We start from the raw sequence: 26,622 nt of genomic DNA on the forward strand, positions 1-26,622 counted from the left end.
GCGGCGCCTGTGTTCATCGGCTGCCTGTGTTCAGTGGCTGCCTGTGTTCAGTGAGGCCCGTCCTCCACCGCCGCCGTCGGCACCGGCATCGTGCGGGACAGGGCCGCCACCTCCGCCCGCAGCGCCCGTACTTCCTCCGTCAGCGCGGCGATCGCCTCCGTCTGGCGCCGTTCCTCCACGTCGTCCTTCTCGAACCGCGCGATGAACCACGCCGCGATGTTCGCCGTGACGACACCCAGCAGCGCGATCCCCGCCAGCATCAGCCCCACCGCGAGCATCCGCCCCAGCCCGGTCGTCGGCGCGTGGTCCCCGTAGCCGACCGTGGTCATCGTCGTGAAGGACCACCACACGGCGTCACCCAGCGTCCGGATGTTCCCGTTCGGCGAGTCCCGCTCCACCGACAGCACCGCGAGCGAGCCGAACATCAGCAAACCGACGACCGCGCCGGCGACGTACGTCGTCAGGCGGATCTGCGACGCCATCCGGGCCCGCCGGCCCACCAGCATCAGCGTCGCCACCAGCCGCAGCAGCCGCAGCGGCTGGAGCAGGGGCAGGACGACCGCCGGCAGGTCCAGCCAGTGAGTGCGGACGAACTCCCAGCGGCGGCGCGCCAGCGTCAGCCGGACGATGTAGTCCACGGCGAACGCCCCCCACACCACCCACTCCACCACCGTGCAGGCGAGCGTCACCCGCCGCGACGCCGTGCTGTTCACGATCGGTACGGCGTACGCCACGGCGAACAGCACGGCCAGCACCAGCAGCGGCCGCTGGGTGCGCAACTCCCACCTGGCCTGCGCGGAAAGCTCCATGCCCTTACCCATGCCCAAAGCGTAAAGAAGGGGTAAGGGCGGTGGGTCCGAGACCACCGCCCTCACCCCGGCGCACTGCGGCTCAGGCCGCGCGCGGCGCTACGCGTCGCCCCCCGCCGCGCCCGGGTCCGCCGCCGTCACGTCCAGCAGCTGGTAGCGGTCGATCGCCTGCTTCAGCACCGAGCGGTCCACCTTGCCCTCGCGGGCCAGCTCGGTGAGCACCGCCACCACGATCGACTGCGCGTCGATGTGGAAGAAGCGGCGCGCCGCACCCCGCGTGTCGGCGAAGCCGAAGCCGTCCGCGCCCAGCGACTGGTACGTCCCCGGCACCCAGCGCGCGATCTGGTCCGGCACCGACCGCATCCAGTCGGACACCGCCACGAACGGTCCCTGCGCGCCCGACAGCTTCTGCGTCACGTACGGCACGCGCTGCTCCTCCTCCGGGTGCAGGAGGTTGTGCCGCTCCACCTCGACGGCGTCACGGCGCAGCTCGTTCCAGGACGTCGCCGACCAGACGGCGGCCCGGACGTTCCAGTCCTCGGCGAGGATCCGCTGCGCCTCCACGGCCCAGGGGACCGCCACGCCCGAGGCCATGATCTGGGCCGGGATCTCGCCCGCCGTGCCCTCGGAGAGGCGGTGGATGCCCTTCACGATGCCCTCGGCGTCCACGTTCTCCGGTTCGGCCGGGTGCTGGATCGGCTCGTTGTAGACCGTGAGGTAGTAGAAGACGTCCTCGCCGTGCGGATGCTCGGGCGAGCTGCCGTACATCCGGCGCAGGCCGTCCTGGACGATGTGCGCGATCTCGTACCCGTACGCCGGGTCGTAGGCCACGCACCCCGGGTTGGTCGAGGCCAGCAGCTGGGAGTGGCCGTCGGCGTGCTGCAGGCCCTCGCCGGTCAGGGTCGTGCGGCCAGCGGTCGCGCCCAGGACGAAACCGCGCGCCAGCTGGTCGGCCATCTGCCAGAACTGGTCGCCGGTCCGCTGGAAACCGAACATCGAGTAGAAGACGTAGACCGGGATCAGCGGCTCGCCGTGCGTCGCGTAGGCCGAGCCCGCCGCGATCAGGGACGCCGTGCAGCCCGCCTCCGAGATGCCGTCGTGCAGCATCTGGCCCGTCGGCGACTCCTTGTAGGCGAGGAGCAGGTCGCGGTCGACCGCCTCGTACTGCTGGCCCAGCGGGTTGTAGATCTTCGCACTCGGGAAGAAGGAGTCCATGCCGAACGTGCGGTACTCGTCCGGCGCGATCAGCACGAAGCGGTGGCCCAGTTCCTTGTCCCGCATCAGGTCCTTGAGCAGGCGCACGAAGGCCATGGTCGTGGCGATGGACTGCTGGCCCGAGCCCTTCTTCACCGTCGCGTACGTCTTGTCGTCGGGCAGCGGGAGCGGCTTGGAGCGGACCACACGGGTGGGCACGTAACCGCCGAGGCCGAGGCGGCGGTCGTGCATGTACTGGATCTCCTCCGAGTCCCGGCCCGGGTGGTAGTACGGCGGCAGGCCGCTCTCCAGCTCCTTGTCCGAGATCGGCAGGTGCAGCCGGTCGCGGAAGTGCTTCAGGTCGTCGACCGTCAGCTTCTTCATCTGGTGCGTGGCGTTGCGGCCCTCGAAGTTCGGGCCCAGCGTCCAGCCCTTGATCGTCTTGGCCAGGATGACCGTCGGCTGGCCCTTGTGCTCGACCGCCGCCTTGAACGCCGCGTAGATCTTGCGGTGGTCGTGACCGCCCCGGCCGAGGTGGAGGATCTGGTCGTCGGTCATGCCCTCGACCATCGCGCGCAGCCGGTGGTCGCCGCCGAAGAAGTGCTCGCGGATGTACGCGCCGGACTCGGTGGCGTACGTCTGGAACTGGCCGTCCGGCGTCGTGTTCATCTTGTTGACCAGGATCCCGTCGCGGTCCTGGGCGAGCAGCGGGTCCCAGGTGCGGTCCCAGATCAGCTTGATCACGTTCCAGCCGGCGCCGCGGAAGACCGACTCCAGCTCCTGGATGATCTTCCCGTTGCCGCGCACCGGACCGTCCAGGCGCTGCAGGTTGCAGTTGACGACGAAGGTCAGGTTGTCCAGGCCCTCGCGGGCCGCGATGGACAGCTGGCCCAGCGACTCCGGCTCGTCCATCTCACCGTCGCCGAGGAACGCCCAGACCTGGGAGCGCGAGGTGTCCGCGATACCGCGCGCGTGCATGTACCGGTTCATCCGCGCCTGGTAGATCGCACCGATCGGGCCGAGCCCCATCGACACCGTCGGGAACTCCCAGAAGTCCGGCATCGACCGGGGGTGCGGGTACGACGACAGCGCGTACGGCGCCTTCGACTTCTCCTGCCGGAAGCCGTCCAGGTGCTGCTCGCTGAGCCGGTCGAGCAGGTACGCGCGCGCGTAGATGCCCGGGGAGGCGTGCCCCTGGAAGAAGACCTGGTCGCCGCCGTCGCCCTCGTCCTTGCCGCGGAAGAAGTGGTTGAAGCCCACGTCGTACAGGGAGGCGGAGGAGGCGAAGGTGGCGATGTGACCGCCGACGCCGATGCCCGGGCGCTGGGCGCGGGAGACCATCACCGCGGCGTTCCAGCGGGTCGCGTTGAGGATCCTGCGCTCGATCTCCTCGTTGCCCGGGAAGAACGGCTCGTCCTTGGTGGCGATCGTGTTGACGTAGTCCGTGCTGCGCATCTCCGGCACGGCCACGCGCTTCGCACGGGCGCGTTCGATCAGCCGGAGCATCAGGTAGCGCGCCCGCTCCCGGCCGCGCTCGTCGATCGCGGCGTCGAGCGAGTCGAGCCACTCCTGGGTTTCCTCGGGGTCGAAGTCAGGAACCTGACTCGGAAGGCCGCCAATGATGATCGGGGTGCGATCTGATCCGGAAGCCACGCTGGTCCTTACCTGTCGGAGGGCGGGTGTGCAAGGCGGGTGTCATGGTTGCGGAGCGGTTGGCCGCTGTTCCCCATCGTGTACCTCGGGGCGGCAAACGTCATCTCTACCGCCAGGTATCCACGGAAGGTTCCCTATCCCGCAAACGGGGCAGAAAGGTGTGGTGTATGTCACTTTGTCCCGGGGCGGCGTTGCTGGAGTTGCGGCGACACGGCCGGGATCGTCACCGTTTCGGCGGTCTGAACCGCCGGGTACTTGCGCGATCCGCCCCGCCCGTGTGGACTACGCCCAATGCTTCGCGCACGCGCGTGGCTGAGTTATTCCCAAAGACATGATCAGGAGGCAACCCGTGAGCGCGACCGCGGACCACGCGGAGGAGCGGACGAACCCTGCCGCCAGGCTGGGGTTCCAGCCCGGGCAGGTGGTCCAGGAGATCGGCTACGACGACGACGTCGATCAGGAGCTCCGCGAGGCCATCGAGGAAGCCATCGAGGGCGACCTCATGGACGAGGACTACGACGACGTGGCCGACGCCGTTGTGCTGTGGTTCCGTGACGACGACGGCGACCTGACGGATGCGCTGGTGGATGCCACCACGTACATCGAAGAGGGCGGCGCGATCCTGCTCCTCACGCCGAAGACCGGCCGTGCGGGGTACGTGGAGCCGAGCGACATCTCGGAAGCCGCGACGACGGCGGGCCTGACGGCCTCCAAGAGCGTCAGCGTCGGCAAGGACTGGAGCGGCAGCCGCCTGGCGACGCCGAAGGCCGCCAAGGCCAAGCGGTGACACCCCGCTAGCGGGACGTCACCACGGGGCACCGCCCCCGCACCCCCTGCGGACGGGCCGGCCACTGCCCGGCCCGTCCGCAGGGCCTCGTCGCCCGCTGCGTAGGCTGTTCCCGGTTCTCACCCGAACAGCCCACGAAGGGACATCGACCCTCATGGCCATCCAGGTCGGCGACAAGGCCCCCGACTTCGAACTCAAGGACAACCACGGCGCCACCGTGAAGCTGTCCGACTTCCGCGGCAGCAAGAACGTCGTCCTGCTCTTCTACCCCTTCGCCTTCACCGGCGTGTGCACCGGCGAGCTGTGCGAGGTCCGCGACAACCTCCCGAAGTTCTCCGACCGCGACACCCAGGTGCTCGCCGTCTCCAACGACTCCATCCACACCCTGCGCGTCTTCGCCGAGCAGGAGGGCCTGGAGTACCCGCTGCTCAGCGACTTCTGGCCGCACGGCGAGGTCTCCCGCGCCTACGGCGTCTTCGCCGAGGACAAGGGCTGCGCGGTCCGCGGCACCTTCGTCATCGACAAGGAGGGCGTCGTCCGCTGGACCGTCGTCAACGCGCTGCCCGACGCCCGCGACCTGAACGAGTACGTCAAGGCGCTCGACACCCTGTGATTGTCCGGCCCCAGGGCCTGCGGAGGGCGGGAACCCGTCACTAGGATCGATGCGTTGATCCGATGACACAGCACGACGGGGCTCCCCGCCCCCGGACACCAATGGAGGACTCGTGGGAGTCAGCCTCAGCAAGGGCGGCAACGTATCGCTGACGAAGGAGGCCCCGGGCCTGACCGCGGTCATCGTGGGTCTGGGCTGGGACGTGCGGACCACCACCGGCACCGACTTCGACCTCGACGCCAGCGCACTGCTGCTGAACAACTCCGGCAAGGTCGCCAGCGACCAGCACTTCGTCTTCTTCAACAACCTCAAGAGCCCCGACGGCTCCGTCGAGCACACCGGTGACAACCTCACCGGTGAGGGCGAGGGCGACGACGAGCAGATCAAGGTCAACCTGGCGGGCGTCCCGGCCGACGTGGAGAAGATCGTCTTCCCGGTCTCGATCTACGACGCCGAGAACCGCCAGCAGTCCTTCGGCCAGGTGCGCAACGCGTTCATCCGCGTCGTCAACCAGGCCGGCGGCGCCGAGATCGCCCGTTACGACCTCAGCGAGGACGCCTCCACCGAGACCGCCATGGTCTTCGGCGAGCTGTACCGGCACGGCGCGGAGTGGAAGTTCCGCGCCATCGGCCAGGGCTACGCCTCGGGCCTGCGCGGCATCGCGCAGGACTTCGGCGTGAACGTCTGAGCCGTCCCGAAAGGGCCTCACCGTCCGGCGCCGCACGGTTTGCGTGCGGCGCCGGACGTGCAGGACAAGCACAGGAACACCGTCTCGGGGAGGGACAGCAACATGGGCGTCACGCTCGCCAAGGGAGGCAACGTCTCCCTGTCCAAGGCCGCGCCGAACCTCACTCAGGTGATGGTCGGCCTCGGCTGGGACGCACGCTCCACCACCGGAGCCCCCTTCGACCTCGACGCCAGCGCGCTGCTCCTCGGGGGCGACAACCGGGTCCTGGGCGACGAGTGGTTCGTCTTCTACAACCAGCTCAAGAGCCCCGACGGCTCCGTCGAGCACACCGGTGACAACCTCACCGGCGAGGGGGAGGGCGACGACGAGTCGATCCTGGTCGACCTGTCCAAGGTGCCCGCCCACTGCCAGAAGATCGTCTTCCCGGTCTCCATCCATATGGCCGATGAGCGCGGCCAGACTTTCGGCCAGGTCAGCAACGCCTTCATCCGGGTCGTCAACCAGGCCGACGGCCAGGAACTCGCGCGCTACGACCTGAGCGAGGACGCCTCCACCGAGACCGCCATGATCTTCGGCGAGGTCTACCGCTACCAGGGCGAGTGGAAGTTCCGCGCGGTCGGTCAGGGGTACGCGTCCGGTCTGCGCGGCATCGCCCTGGACTTCGGGGTGAACGTCTCGTAGCGCGATATGAGCAAAATCCCGGGGCCGGGTGGGGTGCGAACAGGGTCCGGCTAGACTCCGGCTTCAAAAGTTCGTAAAGCCGAGTGCGGCGCGGGGGAGACCCGTACTTACACGATTGGGTAGCCAGTGCTTCTGAAAACCTTCGGCTGGTCGTTCGCGGTCACCGCGCTCGGCCTGGTCGCAGCGGTCTTCTACGGGGGGTGGGAGGCCTTCGGCATCGTGGCGATCCTCTCCATCCTCGAGATCTCGCTGTCCTTCGACAACGCGGTCGTCAACGCCGGAATCCTGAAGAAGATGAACGCCTTCTGGCAGAAGATCTTCCTCACCGTCGGCGTCCTCATCGCGGTCTTCGGCATGCGGCTGGTCTTCCCCGTCGTGATCGTGGCGATCAGCGCCAAGATGGGCCCCATCGAGGCCGTCGACCTCGCGCTCAACAACAAGGACCGCTACCAGGAACTGGTCACCGACGCCCACCCGGCGATCGCCGCCTTCGGCGGCATGTTCCTGCTGATGATCTTCCTCGACTTCATCTTCGAGGACCGGGACATCCAGTGGCTGCGCTGGATCGAGCGGCCCCTGGCCAAGCTCGGCAAGGTCGACATGCTGTCGGTCTGCATCTCGCTGATCGTCCTGCTCATCACCTCCTTCACCTTCGCCACCCACGCCCACCAGCACGGCGGCGCCCACGTCGACAAGGCGCAGACGGTCCTCATCGCCGGCATCGCCGGCCTGATCACCTACATGGTCGTCGGCGGCCTGTCCGGCTACTTCGAGGACAAGCTGGAGGAAGAGGAGGAACGCGAGCACGAGCAGGAGGAGGAGGCCGAGCGCTCCGGCAAGCCACGCTCGGCGGTCAAGCTGGCCGGCCAGGCCGCGTTCTTCATGTTCCTCTACCTGGAGGTCCTGGACGCGTCGTTCTCCTTCGACGGCGTCATCGGCGCCTTCGCCATCACCAACGACATCGTCCTGATGGCCCTCGGCCTGGGCATCGGCGCCATGTACGTCCGGTCGCTCACCGTCTACCTGGTCCGCCAGGGCACCCTCGACGAGTACGTCTACCTGGAGCACGGCGCCCACTACGCCATCGGCGCCCTGGCCGTCCTGCTCCTGGTCACCATCCAGCACGAGATCAACGAGGTCATCACCGGCCTGATCGGCGTCGTCCTGATCGCCGCCTCCTTCTGGTCCTCCGTCCGCCGCAACCGCGCCCTGGCGGCCGCGGAGGGCGCGGGCACGGACGAGAAGACCGAGGTCTCGTCCGGGGTGTGACCGGCACCCGCGCGCGGGAACGCTTCGTGACGGGGCGGCCGCAGGAGGACGCATCCTCCTGCGGCCCCCCCGCCGGTCTTTTGACCGGCCTTACGCAGACAACTGAACCTGGGGGCGGGAATGGGCATCTTCGACGGACTGCGCGGCGGACGCTCCGCCGACTTCGACTCCGGCAGCGCGGCCACCAACGCCATCGAGCTGACCGCACGGCACCGGCAGGTCTCCCTCACCAAACAGGGCGCCGCCACCGGCAACCTCCGCATCAACCTGACCTGGCGGATGCGGACCTCCGACATCGGCGGAAACCGGCGCGAGAGCCTGCTGCGGCACCCGCTGAAGGCACTCAAGCCGCCGGAGGTCGTCGGACACAGCCAGAGCATGGTCAACGTCGACCTCGACCTGGGCTGCCTGTACGAACTCGCCGACGGCACCAAGGGCGTCGTCCAGCCCCTCGGCGGCCTCCTCGGCGACGTCAACGCACCGCCGTACGTCAAACTCAGCGGCGACGACCGGTTCGGCTCGGCCTCCGGCGAGACGATCTACGTCAACCTCGACCACCGCGAGAAGATCAAACGGCTCCTGGTCTTCGTCTACATCTACGACCAGACGCCCGCCTTCGACCGCACGCACGCCATCGTCACCCTCTACCCGAGCAACGGCCCCCGCATCGAGATCGGCCTGGACGAACGCCACCCCCAGGCCCGCTCCTGCGCCGTCGTCCTCATCGAGAACGTCAAGGACGAACTGATGGTCCGCCGCGAGGTGAAGTTCGTCTACGGCTTCCAGGCCGAACTGGACCGCCTCTACGGCTGGGGCCTGCAGTGGGGCCGCGGCTTCAAGAACCAGCCGGCCAGCGCCTGACCCGGCCGCCCGCCGCGGCGGCGGCACCGGGTCAGCGGCCGACGAACTGAGGCCCCTGCGGAGGCAGGTGGAACTCCGCGTCCGGGCCGGCCGCCGCCGGCGGGAAACCGTACGCCGGGGGCGCGCCCGCCGTCGCCGGCTGCGGATAGCCGTACGCGGACTGGGCGGCGGCCGGCTCCGGATAGCCGTAGGCGGGCTGCACCGGGGCCGTCGCCGCCGAGCTCGCGGCCTGCGCCGGAGCCGACGCCGCGGCCGTGGGCGCCGGCTGCGGGTAGCCGTAGCCCGGCTGGGCGGGCACCCCGGCCGGCTGGGCCGGGGACGTCGCCGGCAGCCGGGACGCGGACGCGGCGGGCGGCTGCTCCGGCGGCAGCGGCTGCGCGGGCTCCGGCGCGGACGGCTCCGCCGCCTCCGGCTCCGACTCGTCCACCGAGATGCCGAAGTCCGTCGCCAGCCCCTTCAGGCCGTTGGAGTAGCCCTCGCCCAGCGCCCGGAACTTCCAGCCCTCCCCGCGCCGGTACAGCTCACCGCAGATCAGCGCCGTCTCCTGCCCCGTCTCCGGCTTGATGTCGAACCACGCCAGCGGCTCACCCTCGGCGACCGACGCGTCGTACAGCACGATGCGCAGATCCCGTACCCGGTCGAACGTCACCCCGTCCGCCGACGCGACCAGCAGGATCTGCCCGACCTCGGCCTCCACCCCGGCCAGGTCCGTCTGGATCGTGTCGGTCAGGCCCTCGGCGACCCGCTTCTTGCCCAGCCGCCACACCTTCCCCGACGGATGCCGGGGCTGGTTGTAGAACACGAAGTCCTCGTCCGAGCGCACACGGCCCTGCGGGCCCAGCAGCAGCGCCGAGGCGTCGACGTCCGGCACACCCTGCCCCGGCGACCAGCGCAGCACGGCACGCACCGTGGCCGCCTCCAGCGGGACGTTCGACCCCTTCAGCATCGCGTGCGTCATGCCGTCATCCTGCCCTCTCGGTCCTGGTCACGACAACGCGGGGGGTGCACCGCCGACACAGCCCATCCCACGCTCCGTTACCGGAAATTCATGCCCGAAGGGAACTTCGGCCACGGGTCCCTACGTACTATTACCGGCCACCCATTCGCACATCGTCGGCCAACCCACAGGTCGGGCCCACATCCACCGGGGGAGTTCCATGCGTCATTTCGGGCACGTCGCCCCTGAGGTGCGCCGCCGCCTCTTCCACCAGGAGCCGTGCGCCTTCACCGCCGACTCCCCGGCCCGGCTGCTCGCCGCCGCCCTCGGCGCCACCCTGTACAGCCCCGCCACCCGGCCGCGCCTCGCCGACGACATCGTCAAGCAGGCCGCGGGCGGCGTCGTGTCGATGGTGCTGTGCCTGGAGGACTCCATCGGCGACGAGGACGTCGCCGAGGGCGAGGAGAACCTGGTCCGCCAGTTCGCCGACCTCGACACGCGCACGGGCACCGAGCTGCCCCTGCTGTTCATCCGCGTGCGCGCCCCCGCCCAGATCCCCGACCTCGTCGCCCGCCTCGGCCCCGCCGTGCGCCTGCTGTCCGGCTTCGTCCTGCCGAAGTTCACCGAGGAACGCGGCATCCCCTTCCTGGAGGCCCTCGCCACCGCCGAGGCCGCCTGCGGCCACCGCCTGTTCGCCATGCCGGTCCTCGAATCGCCCGAGCTGCTCTACCGCGAATCCCGGGTGGAGACCCTGGAGGGCATCTTCCGCGCCGTCGACAAGTACCGCGACCGCGTCCTCGCCCTCCGCCTCGGCGTCACCGACTTCTGCTCCTCCTACGGCCTGCGCAGAGCCCCCGACATGACGGCCTACGACGTCCAGATCGTCGCCTCCGTCATCTCCGACGTCGTCAACATGCTCGGCCGCGCCGACGGCACCGGCTTCACCGTGACCGGCCCCGTCTGGGAGTACTTCCGCGTCCCCGAGCGCCTTTTCAAGCCGATGTTGCGCACCAGCCCCTTCCTGGAGGGGCAGGCCGTCGAACTCCGCGAGAAACTGATCGAGCACGCCATGGACGGACTGCTGCGGGAGATCTCCCTGGACCACGCCAACGGCCTGCTCGGCAAGACCTGCATCCACCCCTCGCACGTCCCCGCGGTGCACGCGCTGTCGGTCGTCAGCCACGAGGAGTACAGCGACGCAGCCGACATCCTGCGCCCCGAGCGCGGCGGCGGGGGAGTGCTCAGGTCGCAGTACACGAACAAGATGAACGAGGTGAAGCCGCACCGCGCCTGGGCGGAGCGGACCATGCTGCGCGCGGAGGTGTTCGGCGTCGCGCACGAGGACGTGAGCTTCGTGGACCTGCTCGCCGCCGGCATCCCCCGCTGACCCCCACCTCACCACCTAGGGACTCATGAACAAGGCAGTGAACAACGGACCGTGGTCCGGCACCTGGGTCGCCGAGCGACTCGGGGTCGAACTCGTGGGCGACGACAACCTGACCGACCTGCTGGGGCTTGCCCTGCGCCGCAACCCCAAGCGGGCCCACCTGCTCGTGTCGAACGTCCTCGGCAAGCACGTCCCGCAGTCCCCGTCCGTCGTCTACGGCCACGGATTCACCCTCGGCCGCCGCGTCCGCGACCTCCTCGGCCCCGCCGAGGCCGCCCACGCCGTCGTCCTCGGCTACGCGGAGACCGCCACCGGCCTCGGCCACGCGGTCGCCGACGGCCTCGGCACCGCCCCCTGCCTGCACTCCACCCGCCGCCCCGTCCCCGGCCTCACCCCCGCCGGAGGCTTCGAGGAGTCCCACTCCCACGCCACCTCCCACCTGCTGCTCCCCGAGGACCCGGCCCTCCTCGCCGGCGACGGCCCGCTCGTCCTCGTCGACGACGAGTTCTCCACCGGCAACACGGTGCTCAACACCGTCCGCGACCTGCACGCCCGCTACCCGCGCACGCGGTACGTCGTCGTCGCCCTGGTCGACATGCGCTCGGCGGCCGACGCGGGCCGCCTGGAGGACTTCGCGCGGGAGATAGGCGCCCGGGTCGACCTGGTCACCGCCGCCTCCGGGACCGTCCGGCTGCCGGAGGGGGTGCTGGAGAAGGGACAGGAACTGGTGGCCCGGCACGAGCGGGGCCAGTCGAAGGCCCCGCGCCCGGCCTCCACGGACGCCCTCACGGCGGCCTCCCGCCCGGCCTCCGCCGACGCCGGCGCGGCGGCCTCCCGCCCGGCCTCCACGGACGCCCTCACGGCGACCCCCCGCCCGGCCTCCGCCGACGCCCTCACGGCGGCCCCGCACGGCCACCGCGTCACCCGTGTCGACCTCCACTGGCCCCGCGGCCTCCCCGACGGCGGACGCCACGGCTTCACCCCCGCGCACCGCGCCCGCCTGGAGCGCGCCCTGCCCGACATGGCCGCCCGCCTCGCCGAGGCCCTGCCGCCCGGCGCCCGCCGCGTCCACGTCCTCGGCTTCGAGGAACTGATGTACGCCCCGCTGCGCCTCGCCCGCGAACTGGAGCAGATAGCCGCCGGCACCGAGGTCCGCTTCTCCACCACCACCCGCTCACCCGTCCTCGCCGTCGACGACCCCGGCTACGCCATCCGCACCCGCCTGGTCTTCCCCGCCCACGACGACCCCGCCGACGGCCCCGGCGAGCGCTACGCCTACAACGTGGCCGGCGCCGGCTTCGACGCCGTCGTCGCCGTCGTCGACTCCGCCGCCGACACCCCCGCGCTGCACGCCCCCGACGGCCTCCTCGCCCAGCTCGCCGCCCACATCCCGCACGTCGTCCTCGCGGTCGTACCGTCGTACGTCCCCCACCCCGCGCACCAGCCCGAAAGGCCCGCCATGCTGCCCGAGCCCCTCCGCGGCCCCGCCTTCTCCAGTTACGCGCCCGAGGAGGTCGGCTGGCTGCTCCAGGACCTCTCGGACGTCACGCTGGAGGCGCCGACCGAGGAGCGCGAGGAGGCCATCCAGAGCGGCGGCGCCCACTACGCCGAGTCGCTGCCCGTCGAGTACCAGCCCAGCGAGCAGTACCAGGAGCTGTTCCACGCCGCCCTGCGCGAGTCCGCCACCCGCATCGCCCAGGCCGTCGGCGTCGTCACCGAGACCGTCATCACGGAGCGCTCCCCGCGCCCCGTGCTGGTCTCCCTCGCCCGCGCCGGCACCCCCGTCGGCATCCTCATGCGCCGCTGGGCCCGGCACCGGCACGGCCTCGACCTGCCGCACTACGCCGTCTCCATCGTCCGCGGCCGCGGCATCGACGCCAACGCCCTGCGCTGGCTCGCCGCCCACCACGACCCCGCCGACGTCGTCTTCGTCGACGGCTGGACCGGCAAGGGCGCCATCACCCGCGAACTCGCCGACGCCCTCGCCGAGTTCGAGGCCTCCGACGGCATCACCGGCTTCGATGCGGAGATCGCCGTCCTCGCCGACCCCGGCTCCTGCGTCCGCACCTACGGCACCCGCGAGGACTTCCTCATCCCCTCCGCCTGCCTCAACTCCACCGTCTCCGGCCTGATCTCCCGCACGGTCCTGCGCGCCGACCTGGTCGGCCCGCACGACTACCACGGCGCCAAGTTCTACCGCGAACTCGCGGGCGCCGACGTGTCGGTGGCCTTCCTCGACGCCGTCTCCGCCCGCTTCCCCGAGGTCGACGACGCCGTCGACGCCGCCGTCAAGGAACTCCAGGCCGGCGACCGCACCCCCACCTGGGAAGGATGGGCCGCCGTCGAACGCATCAGCGAGGAGTACGGCATCCACGACGTCAACCTCGTCAAGCCCGGCGTCGGCGAGACCACCCGCGTCCTGCTGCGCCGCGTCCCCTGGAAGATCCTCGCCCGCGCCGGGGCCGGCCCCGACCTCGACCACGTCCGCCTGCTCGCCGAACAGCGAGGCGTCCCCGTCGAGGAGGTCCCCGGCCTGCCCTACACCTGCGTCGGACTCATCCACCCCCAGTACACGCGCGGCGCGACCGGCGCCGACGGCAAGGCGGTGAACGTCTGATGCCGGTACTGGTGGCGAGCGACCTCGACCGGACGCTGATCTACTCCTCGGCCGCCCTGGCCCTGACCATGCCCGACGCCCGGGCACCCCGCCTGCTCTGCGTCGAGGTGCACGAGAGCAAGCCGCTGTCCTTCATGACCGAGACCGCGGCCCAGCTGCTGACCGACCTCGCCGACACGGCGGTCTTCGTGCCGACCACCACCCGCACCCGCAAGCAGTACCTGCGCATCAACCTGCCGGGCCCCGCACCGACGTACGCGATCTGCGCCAACGGCGGCCACCTCCTCGTCGACGGCGTCACCGACGCCGACTGGCACGCGGCCGTCACCGCCCGCCTCGCCGACGAGTGCGCACCGCTCACCGAGGTGCAGGACCACCTGCTGCGCACCGCCGACCCCGTGTGGGTCCGCAAGCACCGCGTCGCCGAGGACCTGTTCGCCTACCTCGTCGTCGAGCGGGAACTGCTGCCCGAGGAGTGGGTGAAGGAGCTGGCCGCCTGGGCGGAGACCCGCGGCTGGACGGTGTCGCTGCAGGGCCGCAAGATCTACGCCGTACCCAAGCCGCTCACCAAGAGCGCTGCCGTCCGCGAGGTGGCCCGCCGCACGGGCGCCGACCTCACCCTGGCGGCCGGCGACTCCCTCCTCGACGCCGACCTGCTGCTGGCGGCCGACCGGGGCTGGCGCCCCGGCCACGGCGAACTGGCCGACGTGGCCTGGACGGCACCCCAGATCAACGCACTGCCGGAGCGGGGAGTGCTGGCGGGGGAGAGGATCGTACGGGAGTTCCTGCGGGCGACGAGGAAGCCGGCCTAGCCGGGGCCCACACCTGGGCCCTGTCCGGCCTCAGGAACAGCAGCCACCACCACAGCAACCGCCTCCGCCCCCGGCCCGCGGCGCCGCGGCGGGGGCGGACGCCGTACCGCCGACCGCCACGGTCGACAGCAGCTTCACGGTGTCCTCGTGCCCGGAAGGGCACTGCGCGGGGGCGGACGACTCCGCCATGGGCCGGTTCAGTTCGAACGTGTCGCCGCAGGTACGGCAGCGGTAGTCATAGCGAGGCATGCGCACAGGTTAGACGAGCGCACCGGACCTCAGTGAGCCCCGTGGCCCCGCTCCTCCCGGATCAGCGCGACGACCCCCGCCACCGACTGCCGCACCGCCTCCGTCTCCGTCAGGAAGTGCCAGTAGTCGGGATGCCGCCCGCCCTCCAGCGACGCGACGGCCCGCTCCAGCCGGGCCACCGCGTCGTCCAGCGGCCGCGCGTGCCGGGGATCCGGCGTCGTACGCCCCGCCATCGCCAGCCGCTGCGCGTCCCGGATCGCGAACCGGGTCCGCTCGATCTCCTGCTGCGGGTCCTTCTGCACGGCGTTGAGCCGGGCGAGCCGGTCCCCGGCGGCCGACACGGCCTCGTCGGTGGCGTTCAGCAGCGCCCGCACGGTGGACAGCAGCGCCGTCGCGTCCGCCCAGCGCTGCCCGTCCCGGGCGGCCCGCGCCTCCGCCAGCTTCGCCTCGGCCTGCCGTACGTTCTCCGCGGCCAGCTCCGGCACCCCCTGCAGGTCCTGCCAGCAGGCCACCGTGAACCGCCGCCGCAGCTCGCTGAGGATCGGCTGCACCTGCTCGGCACGGGTGGTCAGCGCCTGCGCGCGCGTACGCAGCGACACCAGCCGGTGGTCGATCTCGGCGGCCCGCTCCGGCAGCCGCTCGGCCTCGGCGCGGATCGTCTCGGCCTCACGCGCGACCCGCTCCGCCCGCTCCAGCGTCGGCGCGACACCGTGCTGCCCGGCGCCCTGGTTCAACCGGGTCAGCTCGGGCGACAGCGCCGCCAGCCGGGCGGCGAGGTCGTCGGCCCTCAGCCCCGACTCCCGTACGGCGTCCAGGGCCCGGGTGGCCGCGAGCAGCGCCTGCCGGGCCCGCTCCACGGCCGGGGCCAGCCGCGCCAGCTGGGTCTCGGCCTTGCCGAGCAGCGGGCCGAGCCCCTCCCCGAACCGGTCCAGCTCCCGCTTGACCCGCTCCAACTCGTCCTGGGCGCCGGTCAGCTCGGTGCGCGCCCGCACGGCGGCGGAGGCCTCCAGGTCGTCCCGGTCCAGGTCGTGCGCGTCGACGGCCGCGATGTACCGCCGGCTGACCTCGTCGATGCGCCGCCCCAGCGCCTCGAAGTCGTCGACCGCGCGCCGCGCGGCGGGCGAGTCGTCGACCGCGTGGATCGTCTCGACGGAGATCCGCAGGTCGCGCTGGGCGGTGTCCAGCTCGTAGAAGGCAGCGGCGGCGGCGTCCTTGGCGGCCTGCGCCTCGGCACGCTGGCTGTCGGCCCGCCCGCCGAACCACCGCCGGGTGCCACCGCCGGCGAACGCGGCGGGCAGCGCGAGGGCGACGACGAGCGGCAGACCCATCAGGGCGAACGTGTCCCGCACGGCACGCGCGTACGAAACCGACGGCGACGAGTACGGCTGGTGCGCTGGTGTCGCCGTCACATCCCTCTCCCGTGCTGTGATCCGGCCCTGCCGGTGCCATTCTCCCACCGGTAAGGGACGAAAACACAGGCGGTTCAGTTCGCCGTGCGCACCGTGATCCCTCCGTCGCCGGTACGGACGTCGACGACATGCGCGCTGCTGTCGTCCCGCGGCACGGACACGTGCACCCCGCCGTCCCCGCTGTGCGTCGACACGCGGTAGGTGGCACGCGGCAGCGTGACGCTGACGGACCCGTCCCCGCTGACCGACTCCACCCGGTCCGGTACGACACTCAGCCGCACCCGCACCGAACCGTCACCGGTGCGCGTGCTGACGTCGCGCGAGGCGACCTCGGCCCGCACGGACCCGTCGCCGGTGCGCAGCGTCAGCGGCCCGCTGGTGTCGGTGACGTGCACGGACCCGTCCCCGGTACGGATGCTCAACGGATCCCGGAACCCCCGCGCCCGCACACTGCCGTCCCCGTCCTCGACCTTGACGGTGACACCGCGCGGCACCTCGATACGGTGCTTGGCCCCGCAGTCGGCGATGAATCCGGAGCAGTGCATCCGCAGCACCAACCGGTCGTCGTCCTTCATCGCCCAGGTCACCTCGGGCTCGTCCCCGATCACCACGGACCCCTCGAACCACCGGGTGACCCGGATCTTCCCCGAGGGGTTGCCGTCCGCGGCGACGATCTCCAGCGCGGAGTCGTCGGAGTCGACGGTGAGAGTCCCGCCGTGCAGCGCGAAACTCCGCTGCTCGGGCTCGTCGTCGTCACTCGCCGAGGCCCCGCACCCCACCACTCCGGCGGCCAGCACACCGACGACCCCCACAACGACCCCGCCCCGCCCGAAACGCCCCATGCCCCACTCCCCCTGACCGCCGAACCCACTGTCCGACTGCACCTTCGACGGTAGGGGCGGGGGGCGGACGGGGGGATCCGGTGGGCTCCCGGATCGGAGGTGGGGTTAGCCCCAGGTGGGGTGAGACATGGGGACGGGTGTTCCTCTTTCGAAAAGACGCGTGACCTTTCCCGTGAAGGGTCGTTGAGGTGTCCGAGGGGAGGGGGTGACGGGGTGAGCGGCTTGCGGGACCTGAGGGCGCCCTTCGTGGTGCCCGGGCCCACGGGCGTGGCGATCCGGGCGCGGCTGCGTGTCTCCCCCGCGGACGCGGCCGTACTGACCGCGGTGGGCACTTTTCTCGGTTCCCTGGCATCGAGGGACCTGGCCGCGAGGTGCCGTCAGGGGGCTGAGTCCGACGCGGCCTGCTGGGCGGCCCGCAAGCGGGAGCTGACCGGTCTCTCGTCGGCGCGCTGGGCGGGAAGCGTCACCAAAGCCGTCGACGACCAGTGGGCGCTCGCCAGGCGGGGGCAGGCCGCCGAGACGGGCCGGCTGCGAGGGCAGATCGACCGGATCGCGGCCAGGCTGGCACGGCCCCTGGGAGCCAAGGCCGACAAGGGAGCCGGACTGCCGCGTGGCTACGCCACCCGTGCGGAGTGGCACGCCAAGTCCCGCCGCCTCCACGCCCTGCGGACCCGGTTGGCCGTCGTGGAGGCCGAGTGGGCCGCGGGACGCGTGTCCGTCGTGCGCGGCGGCCGGAAGCTCGCCCGGCTGCGTCACCATGTGGACGAGGCGGGGCTGAGCCGGGAGACCTGGCGGGCGCGGTGGCGGTCCGCGCGGATGTTCCTCACCGCGGACGGGGAGACCGGCAAGCGCTGGGGCAACGAGACGATCCGCGTCACGGAGGAGGGACAGCTCTCGCTGAGACTTCCCGGGGCTCTGGCGCATCTGGCCAACGCTCCGCACGGACGCTACGTGCTGGACGCCGAGGTCACCTTCACGCACCGGGCGGGGGAGTGGAACGACCGGATCGCCGCCAACCGCTCGGTCGCGTACCGCATCCACCACGACGTCCAGCGCGGCCGCTGGTACCTGACGGCCTCATGGAAGCGCCCACTCGTGGCCGTGCTCCCGCTGCGGGCCGCCCTGACCCGTGGGGTGGTCGCGGTGGACATGAACGACGATCACCTGGCCGCCTGGTACCTGGACGTCCACGGCAATCCGGTGGGCGCGCCCCGCCGCTGGTTCTACGACCTGTCGGGCAGCGCCGAACACCGTGATGCCCAGATCCGGCACGCGCTGACGCGTCTGCTGCACTACGCCGGACGGTGCGGCGCCGCGGCCATCGCCATCGAGGACCTCGCCTTCACCGAGGGAGCAAGCCGCGAGCGGTACGGCCGCAACAAGCGGCTCCGCCGCCTGCTCTCCCGTTTCCCCACGGACAGGCTCAGGCGCCGACTGGTGGCCATGGCCGCGGAGCGCCAGGTGACGATCGTTGCCGTGGACCCGGCCTACACCCCGCGTTGGGGTGCCCAGCACTGGCAGCGGCCGCTGTCGACGGGCACCCGCAGGATCACTCGCCACGACGCCGCAGCCGTGGCGATCGGACGGCGCGCCCTCGGGCAGCCGATCCGGCGACGGACGGCACCGCCCCCGCACGACCGGAGAGATCGTGCGGGGCATCGGACCGTCCAGGCCGGGCCGGAGACCCGAGGGCGTGAGGGACCCCGCCCTCGCCCACCGGACCGCGGACGCGATCCGTGCCGCCCGGAGGCGACGTGAAAGCGGGCGACCGGCGTGCCCCGGACCGCTGGGGGTACGCGGTTGAGCATGCCGCCCTGGGAGCAGGGCGGATTGCCGCTCAACCTTCGGGAGCAGCCGCTCCTGCCCGCGAACCGTATGGGTTTGCGGGACAGCGCCCGGGACAATGTAGGCTGTCGGCTTGTCCCGGGTGCGTAGCTCAGTGGTAGAGCGCCTGCCTTACAAGCAGGATGTCGGCGGTTCGAAACCGTCCGCGCCCACCGTCCGTTGCGGCCCCCCGGAGATCTTTCCGGGGGGCCGTCGGCTTGGTGGGAGGGGCTAGCCGAGGGTGGCGGCGAGTTCTCCGTTCTCTGCTTCCTCGGCGGTCAGCTGGATGGTGCCGCGGTGGCTCACCTCCACCTTGTAGAACTTCTCGCCCTTCGGGACGTCGGGCACCGCGATGTCGAACTCGCAGGTGAAGTCGGTGTACCGGGACGTGCCGAGCTGTCCGGTGGCGATGACGTCGCCGGCCGCGCCGTACACCGTCACGCTGGTTCCCTCGGCGATGTCGTCGTAGCCGCTGTCCGAGGCGGCCGAGCATCCGTCGTCGGCGTCGGGGACGGCCCGCTCGGTGAGGGTGAAGGTGCCTTCGAGGGTGAACGTGGGCGGCTCACCGGGGCCGCTGTTCGCGCTGATGGCCCAGACGGCGCCCATGAGGCCGGCGCCGAGCGCGAGGCCGAGCACTCCGGCGGCGAGGGGGCTGAGCGGCTTTCGGGCGGTCGGCGGGGCCGGGGGCGGTGGCGGGATGGCGGGTGCGGGCGGAAACGGGTCGGTCATGGTCCCCCCAGGGCGTTCGGTGCGGGAGGCCCCGCCGTGTGCACGGCGGGGCGGTGCGGGAGTGTCTAGTTCCAGCCGCCGAGCAGACCCGAGCTCAGCTGGGCGTCGCAGATGTTGTAGCCGCCGGCCGCGTGGCCCTTCTTCGTCTCGCCGTCGACGGTGACCGAGCAGTTGATGTCTCCGGAGCCCTGGAGCTGCGCCATCACGTTGTAGTACATCGCCTTGTCGTCGAGGGGCAGCGTGGCCTCGAACTTGCCGTTCTTGAAGCTGCCCTGGCGGGTGTCGGAGTCGGAGCCGTAGGTGATGTCCAGCGGGCCGAGGGCACCGGCGGGGGCGGTGCCCCACACCTTGAAGACGACGACCTTCTTCTTGGCGTCGTCCTTCTTGGTGTCGTCGCTCTTCTTGCCGCTGTCGCTCTTCCCGGCGTCGCCGCCGCCGGCCGCCGGCTTCTTGGACTCGCCGGTCTTGGCCTGGCCCTCGGCCACGGCGGCCTTGTCCTTGCCGCCCTTGTCGTCCGAGTCGGAGCTGCCGCCCGCCACCCCGGCGATCACGGCGATCGCGATGACGCCGAGACAGCCGAGACCGGCGATCTTGCCCGCCTTGCGCTTCTTCGGCGGCACAGGAGCCTGGCCGGGAGCGCCGTAGGGCTGCTGCGGCTGCTGCGGGTACTGCTGAGTCACGTGTCCCCCAAGAGGTGTTTGTACATTGCATGTGTGCGACTGGTGAAGATCGAGTGAGGTTGCCTCGAACCGGGGAAAGTGACCGAACCGTGATCATGGGATCGTCGGCGTCCACTGACGGAGGCCTCCGCGAAGCGGTTGGCCGGCGGGCCCCCTAGCATGGCGGCGTGAACCGAGCCGAGCCGAGAGATCTGCAGCCGCGTGTGCGGTGGTGGCGGGTCGTCGGTGTGCTCGGGCTGCTGGCGGGGCTGTTCGCGATGCACGGGCTGGCGCCCGGCGGAGGGCTCGCCGGCGGGCATCCGCAGGGGCATGCCCGCCATGGGGTCGTCGCGGTGTCCATGGACGACGAGTGCGGCCATGACGGGCACGGCGGCGGGCATGCGCGGCATGCCGACGCGACCTGTGCCTCCGGGGCCGTGAGCGGCGGGCCGGTGCTGCCCGCGCTCGCCGTCGATCCGCTGGCCGCGCGCCAGGCCGTCGAGGCCCCGCGCTCCTACGCCGGCGACGCGCCCGAAGGGGGACGCGCCCCGCCTTCGCTGTCCGAACTCCAGCTGCTGCGGATATAGGCCGCCCGACCCGCACCGCGCCCTTCGAACGGTGCGGTGCCTCGCGTGCCGTCCATCCGTAGCAGCAACAGCAGGAGTTCGATCCCTATGAGCAACACCCGTACGCGTGTCCGCCGTGTCGGCCTGGCCGCCCTCGCCGTGAGCGCCGCGCTCACCCTCGCCGCCTGCGGTGGCGGGAGCGGGGGCCATGAAGAGCACGCCGCCCCGGCCCCGACCGCGAGCGCGGCGACCACGGCCGGGGCGCACAACGCCCAGGACGTCGCCTTCGCGCAGGGCATGATCCCGCACCACCGGCAGGCGCTCGACATGGCCGCCCTGGCCGCCGGCAAGGCGTCCTCGGCGCAGGTCAAGGACCTGGCGTCACGCATCCAGAAGGCGCAGGACCCCGAGATCAGGACCATGAGCGGCTGGCTGGAGGCCTGGGGCGAGGACGTCCCGCAGGCCGAAGGCTCCTCCATGCCGGGCATGGACCACTCCGCGCACACCGGCGGGCACTCCGCGATGCCCGGGATGATGGGCGACGAGGACATGGAGAAGCTGGAGAAGGCCTCCGGGAAGGCCTTCGACGCCATGTTCCTGACGATGATGATCGAGCATCACCAGGGCGCCGTGCAGATGGCCACGACCGAGAAGGCCAAGGGCCAGTACGGCCCCGCCAAGGCCATGGCCGGCGACATCGTCACCGCGCAGAACGCCGAGATCCAGGAGATGAGGAAGCTGCTCGGCCAGTAGGCCTCAGCCCTTCTCGTCCTCGGGTGGAGTCTCGTGCGCGTGCTTGAGCTGCGTACGGGCCTCCACCCGGTGCTCGACGGCCACCTCCGACCAGAAGCGGTGCGTGCTGACGAAGACGGCCAGTTCGTGCTCGCGCCGCCGCAGCTTCTCGACCTCGGCCTGCTCGTCCGCCGTCCAGCCGGGGGAGGCGGGCCGTTCGATCTTGCGCCAGCCGGCGTCGTCGCTGAAGCCGTCCAGGGGCTCGACCGACCAGGGGAGCCGCTTCAGCAGGGCCGACAGCTCGGCCCGGACCTGATGCAGCTCCTCCTGGCCGGCGCGGAGGTCACTGGGGAAGTCATAGGTCGTAGCCACGTGGCAATGCTACGCCTGTTCGATTTCCCGAGACGAGCTTCCCCGCCTGCTTCATCCGAACGTGTGTATGGGAACCCTTGTTCCTATGACGACGCGCCCAGCTCCGCGACCAACCGCGAGGTCACCGGTACGGCCACCCCGTGCCGCTCCGCCGCGCGGAGCAACGCCCCGCCGATCGCGTCGAGTTCCAGCGGGCGGCCCGCCTCCGCGTCCCGCAGCATGGACGACTTCGACTGCGCCGGGAAGGCGTCGTACCGGGCCAGCGCCCCCGCCGGATCCGCAGGCCCGCCGCAGGCCCCGCTCACCGCGGCGGCCTCCGCCACCAACGCCGTCAGCTCGTCGCGATACACGGTCCGCGCCTCGCCGATCGGGACGCTGTACCGCGTGGTCAGCAGCGCGAACGGCGCGAGGAACGCCATCTTCGCCCACAGCGCCGCCGCCTCGTCGTCCAGCACGCGGGTCACGGGACCGGCGTCCGACAGAGCCTCCGCCAGCGCCTCCAGCCGTCCCCTGGGCACGGTGTCCCCGGCCAGGTCGATCTCGGCGAACGGGCTGCCGTGTTCGATGACGCCGGGGGCGACGCGGGTGGACTCGACGCGGATCACGGCCGGGGCGACCTGATCGGCGGGGTAGCGGTCACGCAGGTACGCAGGATGCTCGACGCCGTTCAGGAACGGTACGACGAGAGCGTCACCGAGCGCCTTCGGCGGGACGCGGGTGAGGGCGGCGTCCAGGGTCGTGTGCTTGACGGCGACCAGGACGGCGTCGACGGGTTCGCGCAGCTCGCCGTCCGCCTCGACCGGGACGGTGAAATCGCCGAACCGGCCACTGCGGACGCGGATCCCCTGCGTGCGCAGGGTCTCGGCGGTGGCCTCGCCGGCCAGGCAGATCACGCGGTGTCCGGCCCGGGAGAGCAGGGCGGCGAGCAGGCCGCCGATGCCGCCGGGGCCGAGGACTGCGACGGTGAGGTTCTTCTTGCCCATGATGGCTCCTTCTTCTCGGTCGGCCCCGTACGTGGTGGCCGCCTCGTCGAAGATCATCGCGCACGGGGCGGGCGGTGCGGAAGACGGCGCGATTGTCAGTGGCGGGGTGGACACTGGGGGCATGTGCCGGAGCATCAAGACTCTTCGTCCGCCTGCGTTGCCCGAGGAGGCGACGGAGGAGGAGATTCGGGCCGCTGCGCTGCAGTACGTCAGGAAGGTGTCCGGCTTCCGGGCACCGGCCGCGCACAACCAGGAGGTGTTCGAACAGGCGGTGGAAGCCATCGCAGAGGCCACGGCGGAGCTGCTGGGTGGCCTGGAGATCCGGGGCGCTGTGGCGCGACGCTGACTACGCGGGCGGTGCGGAGCGGCTGGCCGGGGGCAAGGTGCCGTTGGCTTGAGGCGCACCCGGCACTGGTGCGGGCCGGGGGTGGGTCGCGCAGCCCGGCGCCAACGGGGTGCCGCTGCGCCCACCCGTGCCGCCCCAGCGGCACGACTGCCCGCAGCTAGGCGGATAGACGTCCCGCTGCTGGGTGGGCGCCGGCCCAGCGGTGCGGCTGCCCGCTACCCCAGCGGGGCGGTCCTGCCGCGGTCACGGCGGCCGGTAGACGCGTACGGCGAGCAGGGGACGTGTCGGGGGTGTCCGCCCGCAGCGGGCGGCGGAAACAGACGGTGCGAATTTGACCGTACCCAGCGGCGCACCGAGGACGGATACCCCCCGGCGCGGCCCCGACCCATCCACCGGCCGCAGGCGCTACATCAACCACCCACCCACCGAAACGGGCCGCCGCAGGCATATAGGGGCGCGGGGAACTGCGCGACCAGCCCCCACCCACCCGCAGACGCAGAGCCGCTACGCCTCCGCGGGACGCCTCCGCATCCAGTACCCCGCCCCCGCCCCCGCCGCGAACAGCGCCGCGAGCGACACCAGCGTCGCCAGCCACCGCGTCCCCAGCCAGTGCGCGCCGAAGTAACCGAGCGCCGTGCTGTACGCGGCCCAGGACAGGCCCGCCAGCGCCGACCAGGGAAGGAAGTCGCGGGCCCGCCGGTGCAGGACGCCCGCCGTGAAGGAGACCACCGACCGCCCGGCGGGAGCGAACCGCGCCAGGACGACCAGCGCCCCGCCACCCCGGGCCAGCGCCGCGCCGAGACGTTCCTGCGCGCTGCGCAGCCGGCGGGACCGGGCCAGCGCCCGGTCGAGGCGGGGGCCGCCGCGCCAGGCGAGCCGGTAGGCGACCAGGTCACCCACCACGGACGCCGTCGCCGCGGACAGGATCAGGAACAGCACGTCGGGGACATCACCCCGCGCCGCTCCCGATCCCGCGGCCGACCCCGCGGCCGCCGCCGTCGCCGCCGCGATGACGAGGACGCCGCTCGGCAGGATCGGCAGGAACACGTCCAGCAGCACCGAGACGGCGATCACCGCGTAGATCCATGGACTGGCGGTCAGTGCTCCGACCTGCCCCAGACTCTCCAGCACCGCTTACTCCCCGTTGGTCCCCCGTGGGCCGTACCGAGCCGCGGTGTCGCGGGGAGCGGCAGGAAGCGGCCTGTGACAGCCATACAGCGTACGCCCGAGCGGTGACGGATGGTTCACAGGGGCCTGCAGTGAGCAGTGTGGCGTGACGAGAGCAGTGTGGCGTGACGAGAGCAGTGTGCCGTTACGCCGAGCAGTGTCGCGTTACGACAGTGAGCAGTGTGGCGTCACGCCAGTCGCACCAGTCACGCAACCGCAGACGCCCGCGCGTCCGCATCCGCACCCGCGCCCGCGTCCCCGCCCCGCGAGGCGCCCAGCCGCCCCGCCACCACCCGGTCCAGCCCGAACGCCCCGGACCCGGTGAATATCAGCAGGAAGAACGCCCAGCAGAACATCGCCGACGCCTCACCGCCGTTCTGCAGGGGCCACAGCGCCATGGACTGGTGGACGTCGAAGTAGGCGTACGCCATCGACCCGGAGGCGAGGAGCGCCGCCGCGCGCGTGCCGAGGCCGAGCAGGACGAGGCCGCCGCAGACGAGCTGGATGACGGCGGCGTACCAGCCGGGCCACGTCCCGGCGGGGATCGTGCCGCCGTTGCCGCCCGCCGCGCCGCCGAGGACGCCGAAGAGCGAGGCGGCGCCGTGGCAGGCGAAGAGCAGGCCGGTGACGATGCGGAAGAGACCGAGGACATACGGCTGGGCGCTGTCGAGGCGTCCGGTCATGTGGGGGGCACTCCTTCGGTGCTGATGCGGACCGGTCCATGGGGAGGACGGCCCGGACGGTGGGGACGTCGGTACCGAGCGAGCGCCAGATTAGGCGTACCTAATTAATGCTTGCAAGTTCAACATTCAGCCATACCGGCCGCAACGTCCCGTCACTCCCGGCCTGTTCCAGCCCGAGCGTCGCCGCGCGCCCCCGCAGCGTCAGCGTCATCAACTGGTTCCCGAACCACGGCCCGCCGGTCCGCCGCCACGTCACCGCCGTCGGCGGGCACCCGGCGTGCCGGGCGAACCGGCGCCCCAGCGCCCGCGCCACCGCGCTCCAGCCGAAGCGGAAGCCCAGTCGGATCGACAGCGGGACGGAGTTGTGGACGGGGGAGCAGGTCAGCTGCAGGACGCGGGCGGCCGGGGCGAGGCCGTCGGCGGGCCAGGACGGCTCGGCGGCGTAGGCGTGGTGGACGTCGCCCGACAGCACGCACACCGTCGCCGGCCCGTCCGGCACCGACCCCGCCTCCGCGATCACCCCCGCCAGTGCGGCGAAGGACTCCGGGAACGCCGCCCAGTGCTCCAGATCGGCCCGCCGCCGCAGGCGCTCCCCGAAGCGGGCCCAGCGGGTGCCCTTGCGGCCCCGGCACAGCACCGCGTTCCACGCCTCCACGTCGTGCACGAGGTGGGGCAGCAGCCACGGCAGAGACGTACCGATCAGCAGGTGGTCGCAGGTGCCGGGCGCGTCCAGGGCCTGCGCGCGCAGCCAGGCCGCCTCCTCGGGGTGGAGCATCGCCCGCCGCTGCTCGTCCAGTACGCGCGCGGCCCGCGAGTCCACCATGAGCAGCCGTACGCGGCCGAAGTCGCGCCGGTAGCTCCAGCGCACGGAGGTGGGGTCGGCGTCGGCGCGGGTGGCGAAGGCGCGCAGCAGGTCGGTGGCGTCGGGGGTGTCGCGTACGGCGGCGTAGAGCGGGTCGGCGTCCAGTTCGGCGGGGGAGAGGTTGCCGAGGTGCTGGTGCACCCAGTACGACATCAGGCCGCTGACGATCCGCTCCTGCCACCAGTCGGTGGCGCGCATGTCGGCGAGCCAGGCGGCGGAGGTGTTCCAGTCGTCGACGACGTCGTGGTCGTCGAAGATCATGCAGCTCGGCACGGTGGACAGCAGCCAGCGCACCTCGGGGTCGAGCCAGGACTCGTAGTAGAGCCAGGTGTACTCCTCGTAGTCCGCGACCTCGCCGCCCGGCGGGTCGGACAGGCCGCGGCGGGCGTCGATGCGGCGCCGGACGGCCTCGGAGGTCTCGTCGGCGTACACCTGGTCCCCGAGGAGCACCAGCACGTCGGGGCGCTCGCCCCCGGGGTCGGCGGCGATCCGGGTCGCCAGCGCGTCCAGCGCGTCGGGTCCGACCGGGTCCGTCCCGCCGGCCGGAGGGGCGGCCCAGCGGCAGGAGCCGAAGGCGACGCGCACCACGTCGTCCGTGCCGGGGGCGTGGATCACGGAGGGTGGCAGCGGGGAGTCGGGCAGCGGCCAGACGCGGGTGCCGTCCAGCAGCACCTCGTACGCCGTCGCCGTACCGGCCGTCAGGCCGCTCACCGGCACCAGCGCGTAGTGGTGGCCCGCGACCTGGAAGGTGCGGGCCGTGCCGCCGGCGCCGTCGGCGCAGCGCACCTCGGCGGTGCACGGACGGCTCGTCTCGACCCAGACGGTCGCCGACGAGCCGTCGGTGTACCTCAGCAGCGGTCCCAGCCGCAGTCCGGCCATGCGTCCCTCCTC

The 26,622-nt window shown here is 71.9% G+C and carries 26 protein-coding genes and 1 tRNA gene; 14 read left to right on the forward strand and 13 right to left on the reverse strand.

What is annotated here, in order from left to right; translation table 11 throughout:
- Window positions 1-47: 47 nt before the first annotated feature.
- Window positions 48-821, reverse strand: coding sequence for a potassium channel family protein (locus IE308_RS22415; protein WP_190219295.1), 774 nt, complete (start codon window positions 819-821; stop codon window positions 48-50).
- Window positions 822-908: 87 nt separating this feature from the next.
- Window positions 909-3,656 carry a pyruvate dehydrogenase (acetyl-transferring), homodimeric type gene (aceE, locus tag IE308_RS22420; protein WP_190219296.1) on the reverse strand — a complete coding sequence of 916 codons (2,748 nt, stop codon included), beginning with the start codon at window positions 3,654-3,656 and terminating at the stop codon, window positions 909-911.
- Between the two features lie 349 nt (window positions 3,657-4,005).
- Between aceE and IE308_RS22425 the strand changes: the two genes are divergently transcribed.
- From IE308_RS22425 to IE308_RS22450, 6 genes are all read left to right on the forward strand, one after another.
- Entirely contained in the window at window positions 4,006-4,443 is a 438-nt protein-coding gene (locus IE308_RS22425; RefSeq protein WP_162655500.1) for a DUF3052 domain-containing protein, read from the forward strand.
- 154 nt (window positions 4,444-4,597) lie between these two features.
- Window positions 4,598-5,056: a peroxiredoxin gene (locus IE308_RS22430; protein WP_110627941.1), complete on the forward strand. Its 459-nt coding sequence runs from the start codon at window positions 4,598-4,600 to the stop codon at window positions 5,054-5,056.
- Window positions 5,057-5,168: 112 nt separating this feature from the next.
- Window positions 5,169-5,744 carry a calcium homeostasis/redox stress adaptation protein gene (locus IE308_RS22435; protein ID WP_110627940.1) on the forward strand — a complete coding sequence of 192 codons (576 nt, stop codon included), beginning with the start codon at window positions 5,169-5,171 and terminating at the stop codon, window positions 5,742-5,744.
- Window positions 5,745-5,846: 102 nt separating this feature from the next.
- Window positions 5,847-6,425: a TerD family protein gene (locus IE308_RS22440; protein ID WP_110627939.1), complete on the forward strand. Its 579-nt coding sequence runs from the start codon at window positions 5,847-5,849 to the stop codon at window positions 6,423-6,425.
- A gap of 126 nt (window positions 6,426-6,551) precedes the next feature.
- Entirely contained in the window at window positions 6,552-7,694 is a 1,143-nt protein-coding gene (locus IE308_RS22445; RefSeq protein ID WP_110627938.1) for a DUF475 domain-containing protein, read from the forward strand.
- Between the two features lie 120 nt (window positions 7,695-7,814).
- Window positions 7,815-8,555 (forward strand): TerD family protein, encoded by a 741-nt coding sequence (locus tag IE308_RS22450; protein WP_190219297.1) that lies wholly within the window; start codon window positions 7,815-7,817, stop codon window positions 8,553-8,555.
- Window positions 8,556-8,586: 31 nt separating this feature from the next.
- On the opposite strand, the gene IE308_RS22455 is transcribed toward IE308_RS22450, so the two are convergent.
- On the reverse strand, window positions 8,587-9,513 hold the full coding sequence (locus IE308_RS22455) for a TerD family protein (RefSeq protein ID WP_190219298.1): 927 nt from the start codon (window positions 9,511-9,513) through the stop codon (window positions 8,587-8,589).
- 199 nt (window positions 9,514-9,712) lie between these two features.
- On the opposite strand from IE308_RS22455, the gene IE308_RS22460 reads away from it, so the two are divergent.
- The 3 genes from IE308_RS22460 to IE308_RS22470 are packed head-to-tail and all read left to right on the forward strand — an operon-like array spanning window position 9,713 to window position 14,308.
- Window positions 9,713-10,879, forward strand: coding sequence for an HpcH/HpaI aldolase/citrate lyase family protein (locus IE308_RS22460; protein WP_110627935.1), 1,167 nt, complete (start codon window positions 9,713-9,715; stop codon window positions 10,877-10,879).
- 25 nt (window positions 10,880-10,904) lie between these two features.
- Window positions 10,905-13,496: a phosphoribosyltransferase gene (locus tag IE308_RS22465; RefSeq protein WP_190219299.1), complete on the forward strand. Its 2,592-nt coding sequence runs from the start codon at window positions 10,905-10,907 to the stop codon at window positions 13,494-13,496.
- Window positions 13,496-14,308 carry an HAD family hydrolase gene (locus tag IE308_RS22470; RefSeq protein ID WP_190219300.1) on the forward strand — a complete coding sequence of 271 codons (813 nt, stop codon included), beginning with the start codon at window positions 13,496-13,498 and terminating at the stop codon, window positions 14,306-14,308. The genes IE308_RS22465 and IE308_RS22470 overlap by 1 nt, the downstream gene beginning before the upstream one ends.
- 30 nt (window positions 14,309-14,338) lie before the next feature.
- Here IE308_RS22470 and IE308_RS22475 read toward each other — a convergent pair whose 3' ends face one another.
- The 3 genes from IE308_RS22475 to IE308_RS22485 all read right to left on the reverse strand — a co-directional run bounded on the left by IE308_RS22475 (window position 14,339) and on the right by IE308_RS22485 (window position 16,808).
- On the reverse strand, window positions 14,339-14,557 hold the full coding sequence (locus tag IE308_RS22475) for an FmdB family zinc ribbon protein (protein WP_110627932.1): 219 nt from the start codon (window positions 14,555-14,557) through the stop codon (window positions 14,339-14,341).
- 29 nt (window positions 14,558-14,586) lie between these two features.
- Window positions 14,587-15,966 (reverse strand): coiled-coil domain-containing protein, encoded by a 1,380-nt coding sequence (locus tag IE308_RS22480; protein WP_190219301.1) that lies wholly within the window; start codon window positions 15,964-15,966, stop codon window positions 14,587-14,589.
- A gap of 74 nt (window positions 15,967-16,040) precedes the next feature.
- Window positions 16,041-16,808, reverse strand: a complete 768-nt coding sequence (locus tag IE308_RS22485) for a DUF4097 family beta strand repeat-containing protein (protein WP_190219302.1) — start codon at window positions 16,806-16,808, stop codon at window positions 16,041-16,043.
- Window positions 16,809-17,021: 213 nt separating this feature from the next.
- On the opposite strand from IE308_RS22485, the gene IE308_RS22490 reads away from it, so the two are divergent.
- Window positions 17,022-18,566 (forward strand): transposase, encoded by a 1,545-nt coding sequence (locus IE308_RS22490; protein ID WP_229908994.1) that lies wholly within the window; start codon window positions 17,022-17,024, stop codon window positions 18,564-18,566.
- 167 nt (window positions 18,567-18,733) lie between these two features.
- Window positions 18,734-18,805: transfer RNA gene (locus IE308_RS22495), tRNA-Val, on the forward strand.
- A 58-nt stretch (window positions 18,806-18,863) separates the two neighbouring features.
- Here IE308_RS22495 and IE308_RS22500 read toward each other — a convergent pair.
- Both IE308_RS22500 and IE308_RS37020 read right to left on the reverse strand, forming a co-directional pair.
- Window positions 18,864-19,361, reverse strand: a complete 498-nt coding sequence (locus tag IE308_RS22500; protein WP_229908995.1) for a hypothetical protein — start codon at window positions 19,359-19,361, stop codon at window positions 18,864-18,866.
- A 65-nt stretch (window positions 19,362-19,426) separates the two neighbouring features.
- Window positions 19,427-20,041 (reverse strand): hypothetical protein, encoded by a 615-nt coding sequence (locus IE308_RS37020; RefSeq protein ID WP_229908996.1) that lies wholly within the window; start codon window positions 20,039-20,041, stop codon window positions 19,427-19,429.
- Between the two features lie 167 nt (window positions 20,042-20,208).
- Between IE308_RS37020 and IE308_RS22510 the strand changes: the two genes are divergently transcribed.
- Window positions 20,209-20,607, forward strand: a complete 399-nt coding sequence (locus IE308_RS22510; protein ID WP_229908997.1) for a DUF6153 family protein — start codon at window positions 20,209-20,211, stop codon at window positions 20,605-20,607.
- 87 nt (window positions 20,608-20,694) lie between these two features.
- Window positions 20,695-21,339, forward strand: a complete 645-nt coding sequence (locus IE308_RS22515; protein WP_190219303.1) for a DUF305 domain-containing protein — start codon at window positions 20,695-20,697, stop codon at window positions 21,337-21,339.
- 3 nt (window positions 21,340-21,342) lie between these two features.
- Here IE308_RS22515 and IE308_RS22520 read toward each other — a convergent pair whose 3' ends face one another.
- Together IE308_RS22520 and IE308_RS22525 are read right to left on the reverse strand one after the other, a co-directional pair.
- A complete protein-coding gene (locus tag IE308_RS22520; RefSeq protein ID WP_110627928.1) occupies window positions 21,343-21,690 on the reverse strand; it encodes a DUF8825 domain-containing protein in 348 nt (115 codons plus the stop codon).
- Between the two features lie 83 nt (window positions 21,691-21,773).
- Window positions 21,774-22,673 (reverse strand): ketopantoate reductase family protein, encoded by a 900-nt coding sequence (locus tag IE308_RS22525; RefSeq protein WP_190219304.1) that lies wholly within the window; start codon window positions 22,671-22,673, stop codon window positions 21,774-21,776.
- Window positions 22,674-22,794: 121 nt separating this feature from the next.
- On the opposite strand from IE308_RS22525, the gene IE308_RS22530 reads away from it, so the two are divergent.
- Window positions 22,795-23,019 carry a DUF2277 domain-containing protein gene (locus tag IE308_RS22530; protein ID WP_190219403.1) on the forward strand — a complete coding sequence of 75 codons (225 nt, stop codon included), beginning with the start codon at window positions 22,795-22,797 and terminating at the stop codon, window positions 23,017-23,019.
- A 504-nt stretch (window positions 23,020-23,523) separates the two neighbouring features.
- Here the strand turns inward: IE308_RS22530 and IE308_RS22535 are convergent.
- The 3 genes from IE308_RS22535 to IE308_RS22545 all read right to left on the reverse strand — a co-directional run bounded on the left by IE308_RS22535 (window position 23,524) and on the right by IE308_RS22545 (window position 26,610).
- Window positions 23,524-24,150 (reverse strand): DedA family protein, encoded by a 627-nt coding sequence (locus IE308_RS22535; protein ID WP_190219305.1) that lies wholly within the window; start codon window positions 24,148-24,150, stop codon window positions 23,524-23,526.
- A 242-nt stretch (window positions 24,151-24,392) separates the two neighbouring features.
- Window positions 24,393-24,869, reverse strand: a complete 477-nt coding sequence (locus IE308_RS22540) for a DoxX family protein (RefSeq protein ID WP_190219306.1) — start codon at window positions 24,867-24,869, stop codon at window positions 24,393-24,395.
- Between the two features lie 100 nt (window positions 24,870-24,969).
- The gene (locus tag IE308_RS22545; RefSeq protein ID WP_190219307.1) at window positions 24,970-26,610 is read right to left on the reverse strand and encodes an alkaline phosphatase D family protein; all 1,641 of its coding nucleotides are present in this window, start codon (window positions 26,608-26,610) and stop codon (window positions 24,970-24,972) included.
- Window positions 26,611-26,622: the final 12 nt, after the last annotated feature.

Source organism: Streptomyces griseosporeus (assembly GCF_014656055.1).
GTDB classification, from domain to species: Bacteria; Actinomycetota; Actinomycetes; order Streptomycetales; family Streptomycetaceae; genus Streptomyces; species Streptomyces griseosporeus.

What these genes read in the sequence shown, in the direction of transcription:
- IE308_RS22415 (WP_190219295.1), bottom strand. Translation starts at nt 821, where the DNA reads ATGGGTAAGGGCATGGAGCTTTCCGCGCAGGCCAGGTGGGAGTTGCGC.
- IE308_RS22430 (WP_110627941.1), top strand. Translation starts at nt 4,598, where the DNA reads ATGGCCATCCAGGTCGGCGACAAGGCCCCCGACTTCGAACTCAAGGAC.
- IE308_RS22440 (WP_110627939.1), top strand. Translation starts at nt 5,847, where the DNA reads ATGGGCGTCACGCTCGCCAAGGGAGGCAACGTCTCCCTGTCCAAGGCC.
- IE308_RS22450 (WP_190219297.1), top strand. Translation starts at nt 7,815, where the DNA reads ATGGGCATCTTCGACGGACTGCGCGGCGGACGCTCCGCCGACTTCGAC.
- IE308_RS22455 (WP_190219298.1), bottom strand. Translation starts at nt 9,513, where the DNA reads ATGACGCACGCGATGCTGAAGGGGTCGAACGTCCCGCTGGAGGCGGCC.
- IE308_RS22460 (WP_110627935.1), top strand. Translation starts at nt 9,713, where the DNA reads ATGCGTCATTTCGGGCACGTCGCCCCTGAGGTGCGCCGCCGCCTCTTC.
- IE308_RS22465 (WP_190219299.1), top strand. Translation starts at nt 10,905, where the DNA reads ATGAACAAGGCAGTGAACAACGGACCGTGGTCCGGCACCTGGGTCGCC.
- IE308_RS22470 (WP_190219300.1), top strand. Translation starts at nt 13,496, where the DNA reads ATGCCGGTACTGGTGGCGAGCGACCTCGACCGGACGCTGATCTACTCC.
- IE308_RS22475 (WP_110627932.1), bottom strand. Translation starts at nt 14,557, where the DNA reads ATGCCTCGCTATGACTACCGCTGCCGTACCTGCGGCGACACGTTCGAA.
- IE308_RS22485 (WP_190219302.1), bottom strand. Translation starts at nt 16,808, where the DNA reads ATGGGGCGTTTCGGGCGGGGCGGGGTCGTTGTGGGGGTCGTCGGTGTG.
- IE308_RS22500 (WP_229908995.1), bottom strand. Translation starts at nt 19,361, where the DNA reads ATGACCGACCCGTTTCCGCCCGCACCCGCCATCCCGCCACCGCCCCCG.
- IE308_RS22515 (WP_190219303.1), top strand. Translation starts at nt 20,695, where the DNA reads ATGAGCAACACCCGTACGCGTGTCCGCCGTGTCGGCCTGGCCGCCCTC.
- IE308_RS22525 (WP_190219304.1), bottom strand. Translation starts at nt 22,673, where the DNA reads ATGGGCAAGAAGAACCTCACCGTCGCAGTCCTCGGCCCCGGCGGCATC.
- IE308_RS22530 (WP_190219403.1), top strand. Translation starts at nt 22,795, where the DNA reads ATGTGCCGGAGCATCAAGACTCTTCGTCCGCCTGCGTTGCCCGAGGAG.
- IE308_RS22540 (WP_190219306.1), bottom strand. Translation starts at nt 24,869, where the DNA reads ATGACCGGACGCCTCGACAGCGCCCAGCCGTATGTCCTCGGTCTCTTC.
- IE308_RS22545 (WP_190219307.1), bottom strand. Translation starts at nt 26,610, where the DNA reads ATGGCCGGACTGCGGCTGGGACCGCTGCTGAGGTACACCGACGGCTCG.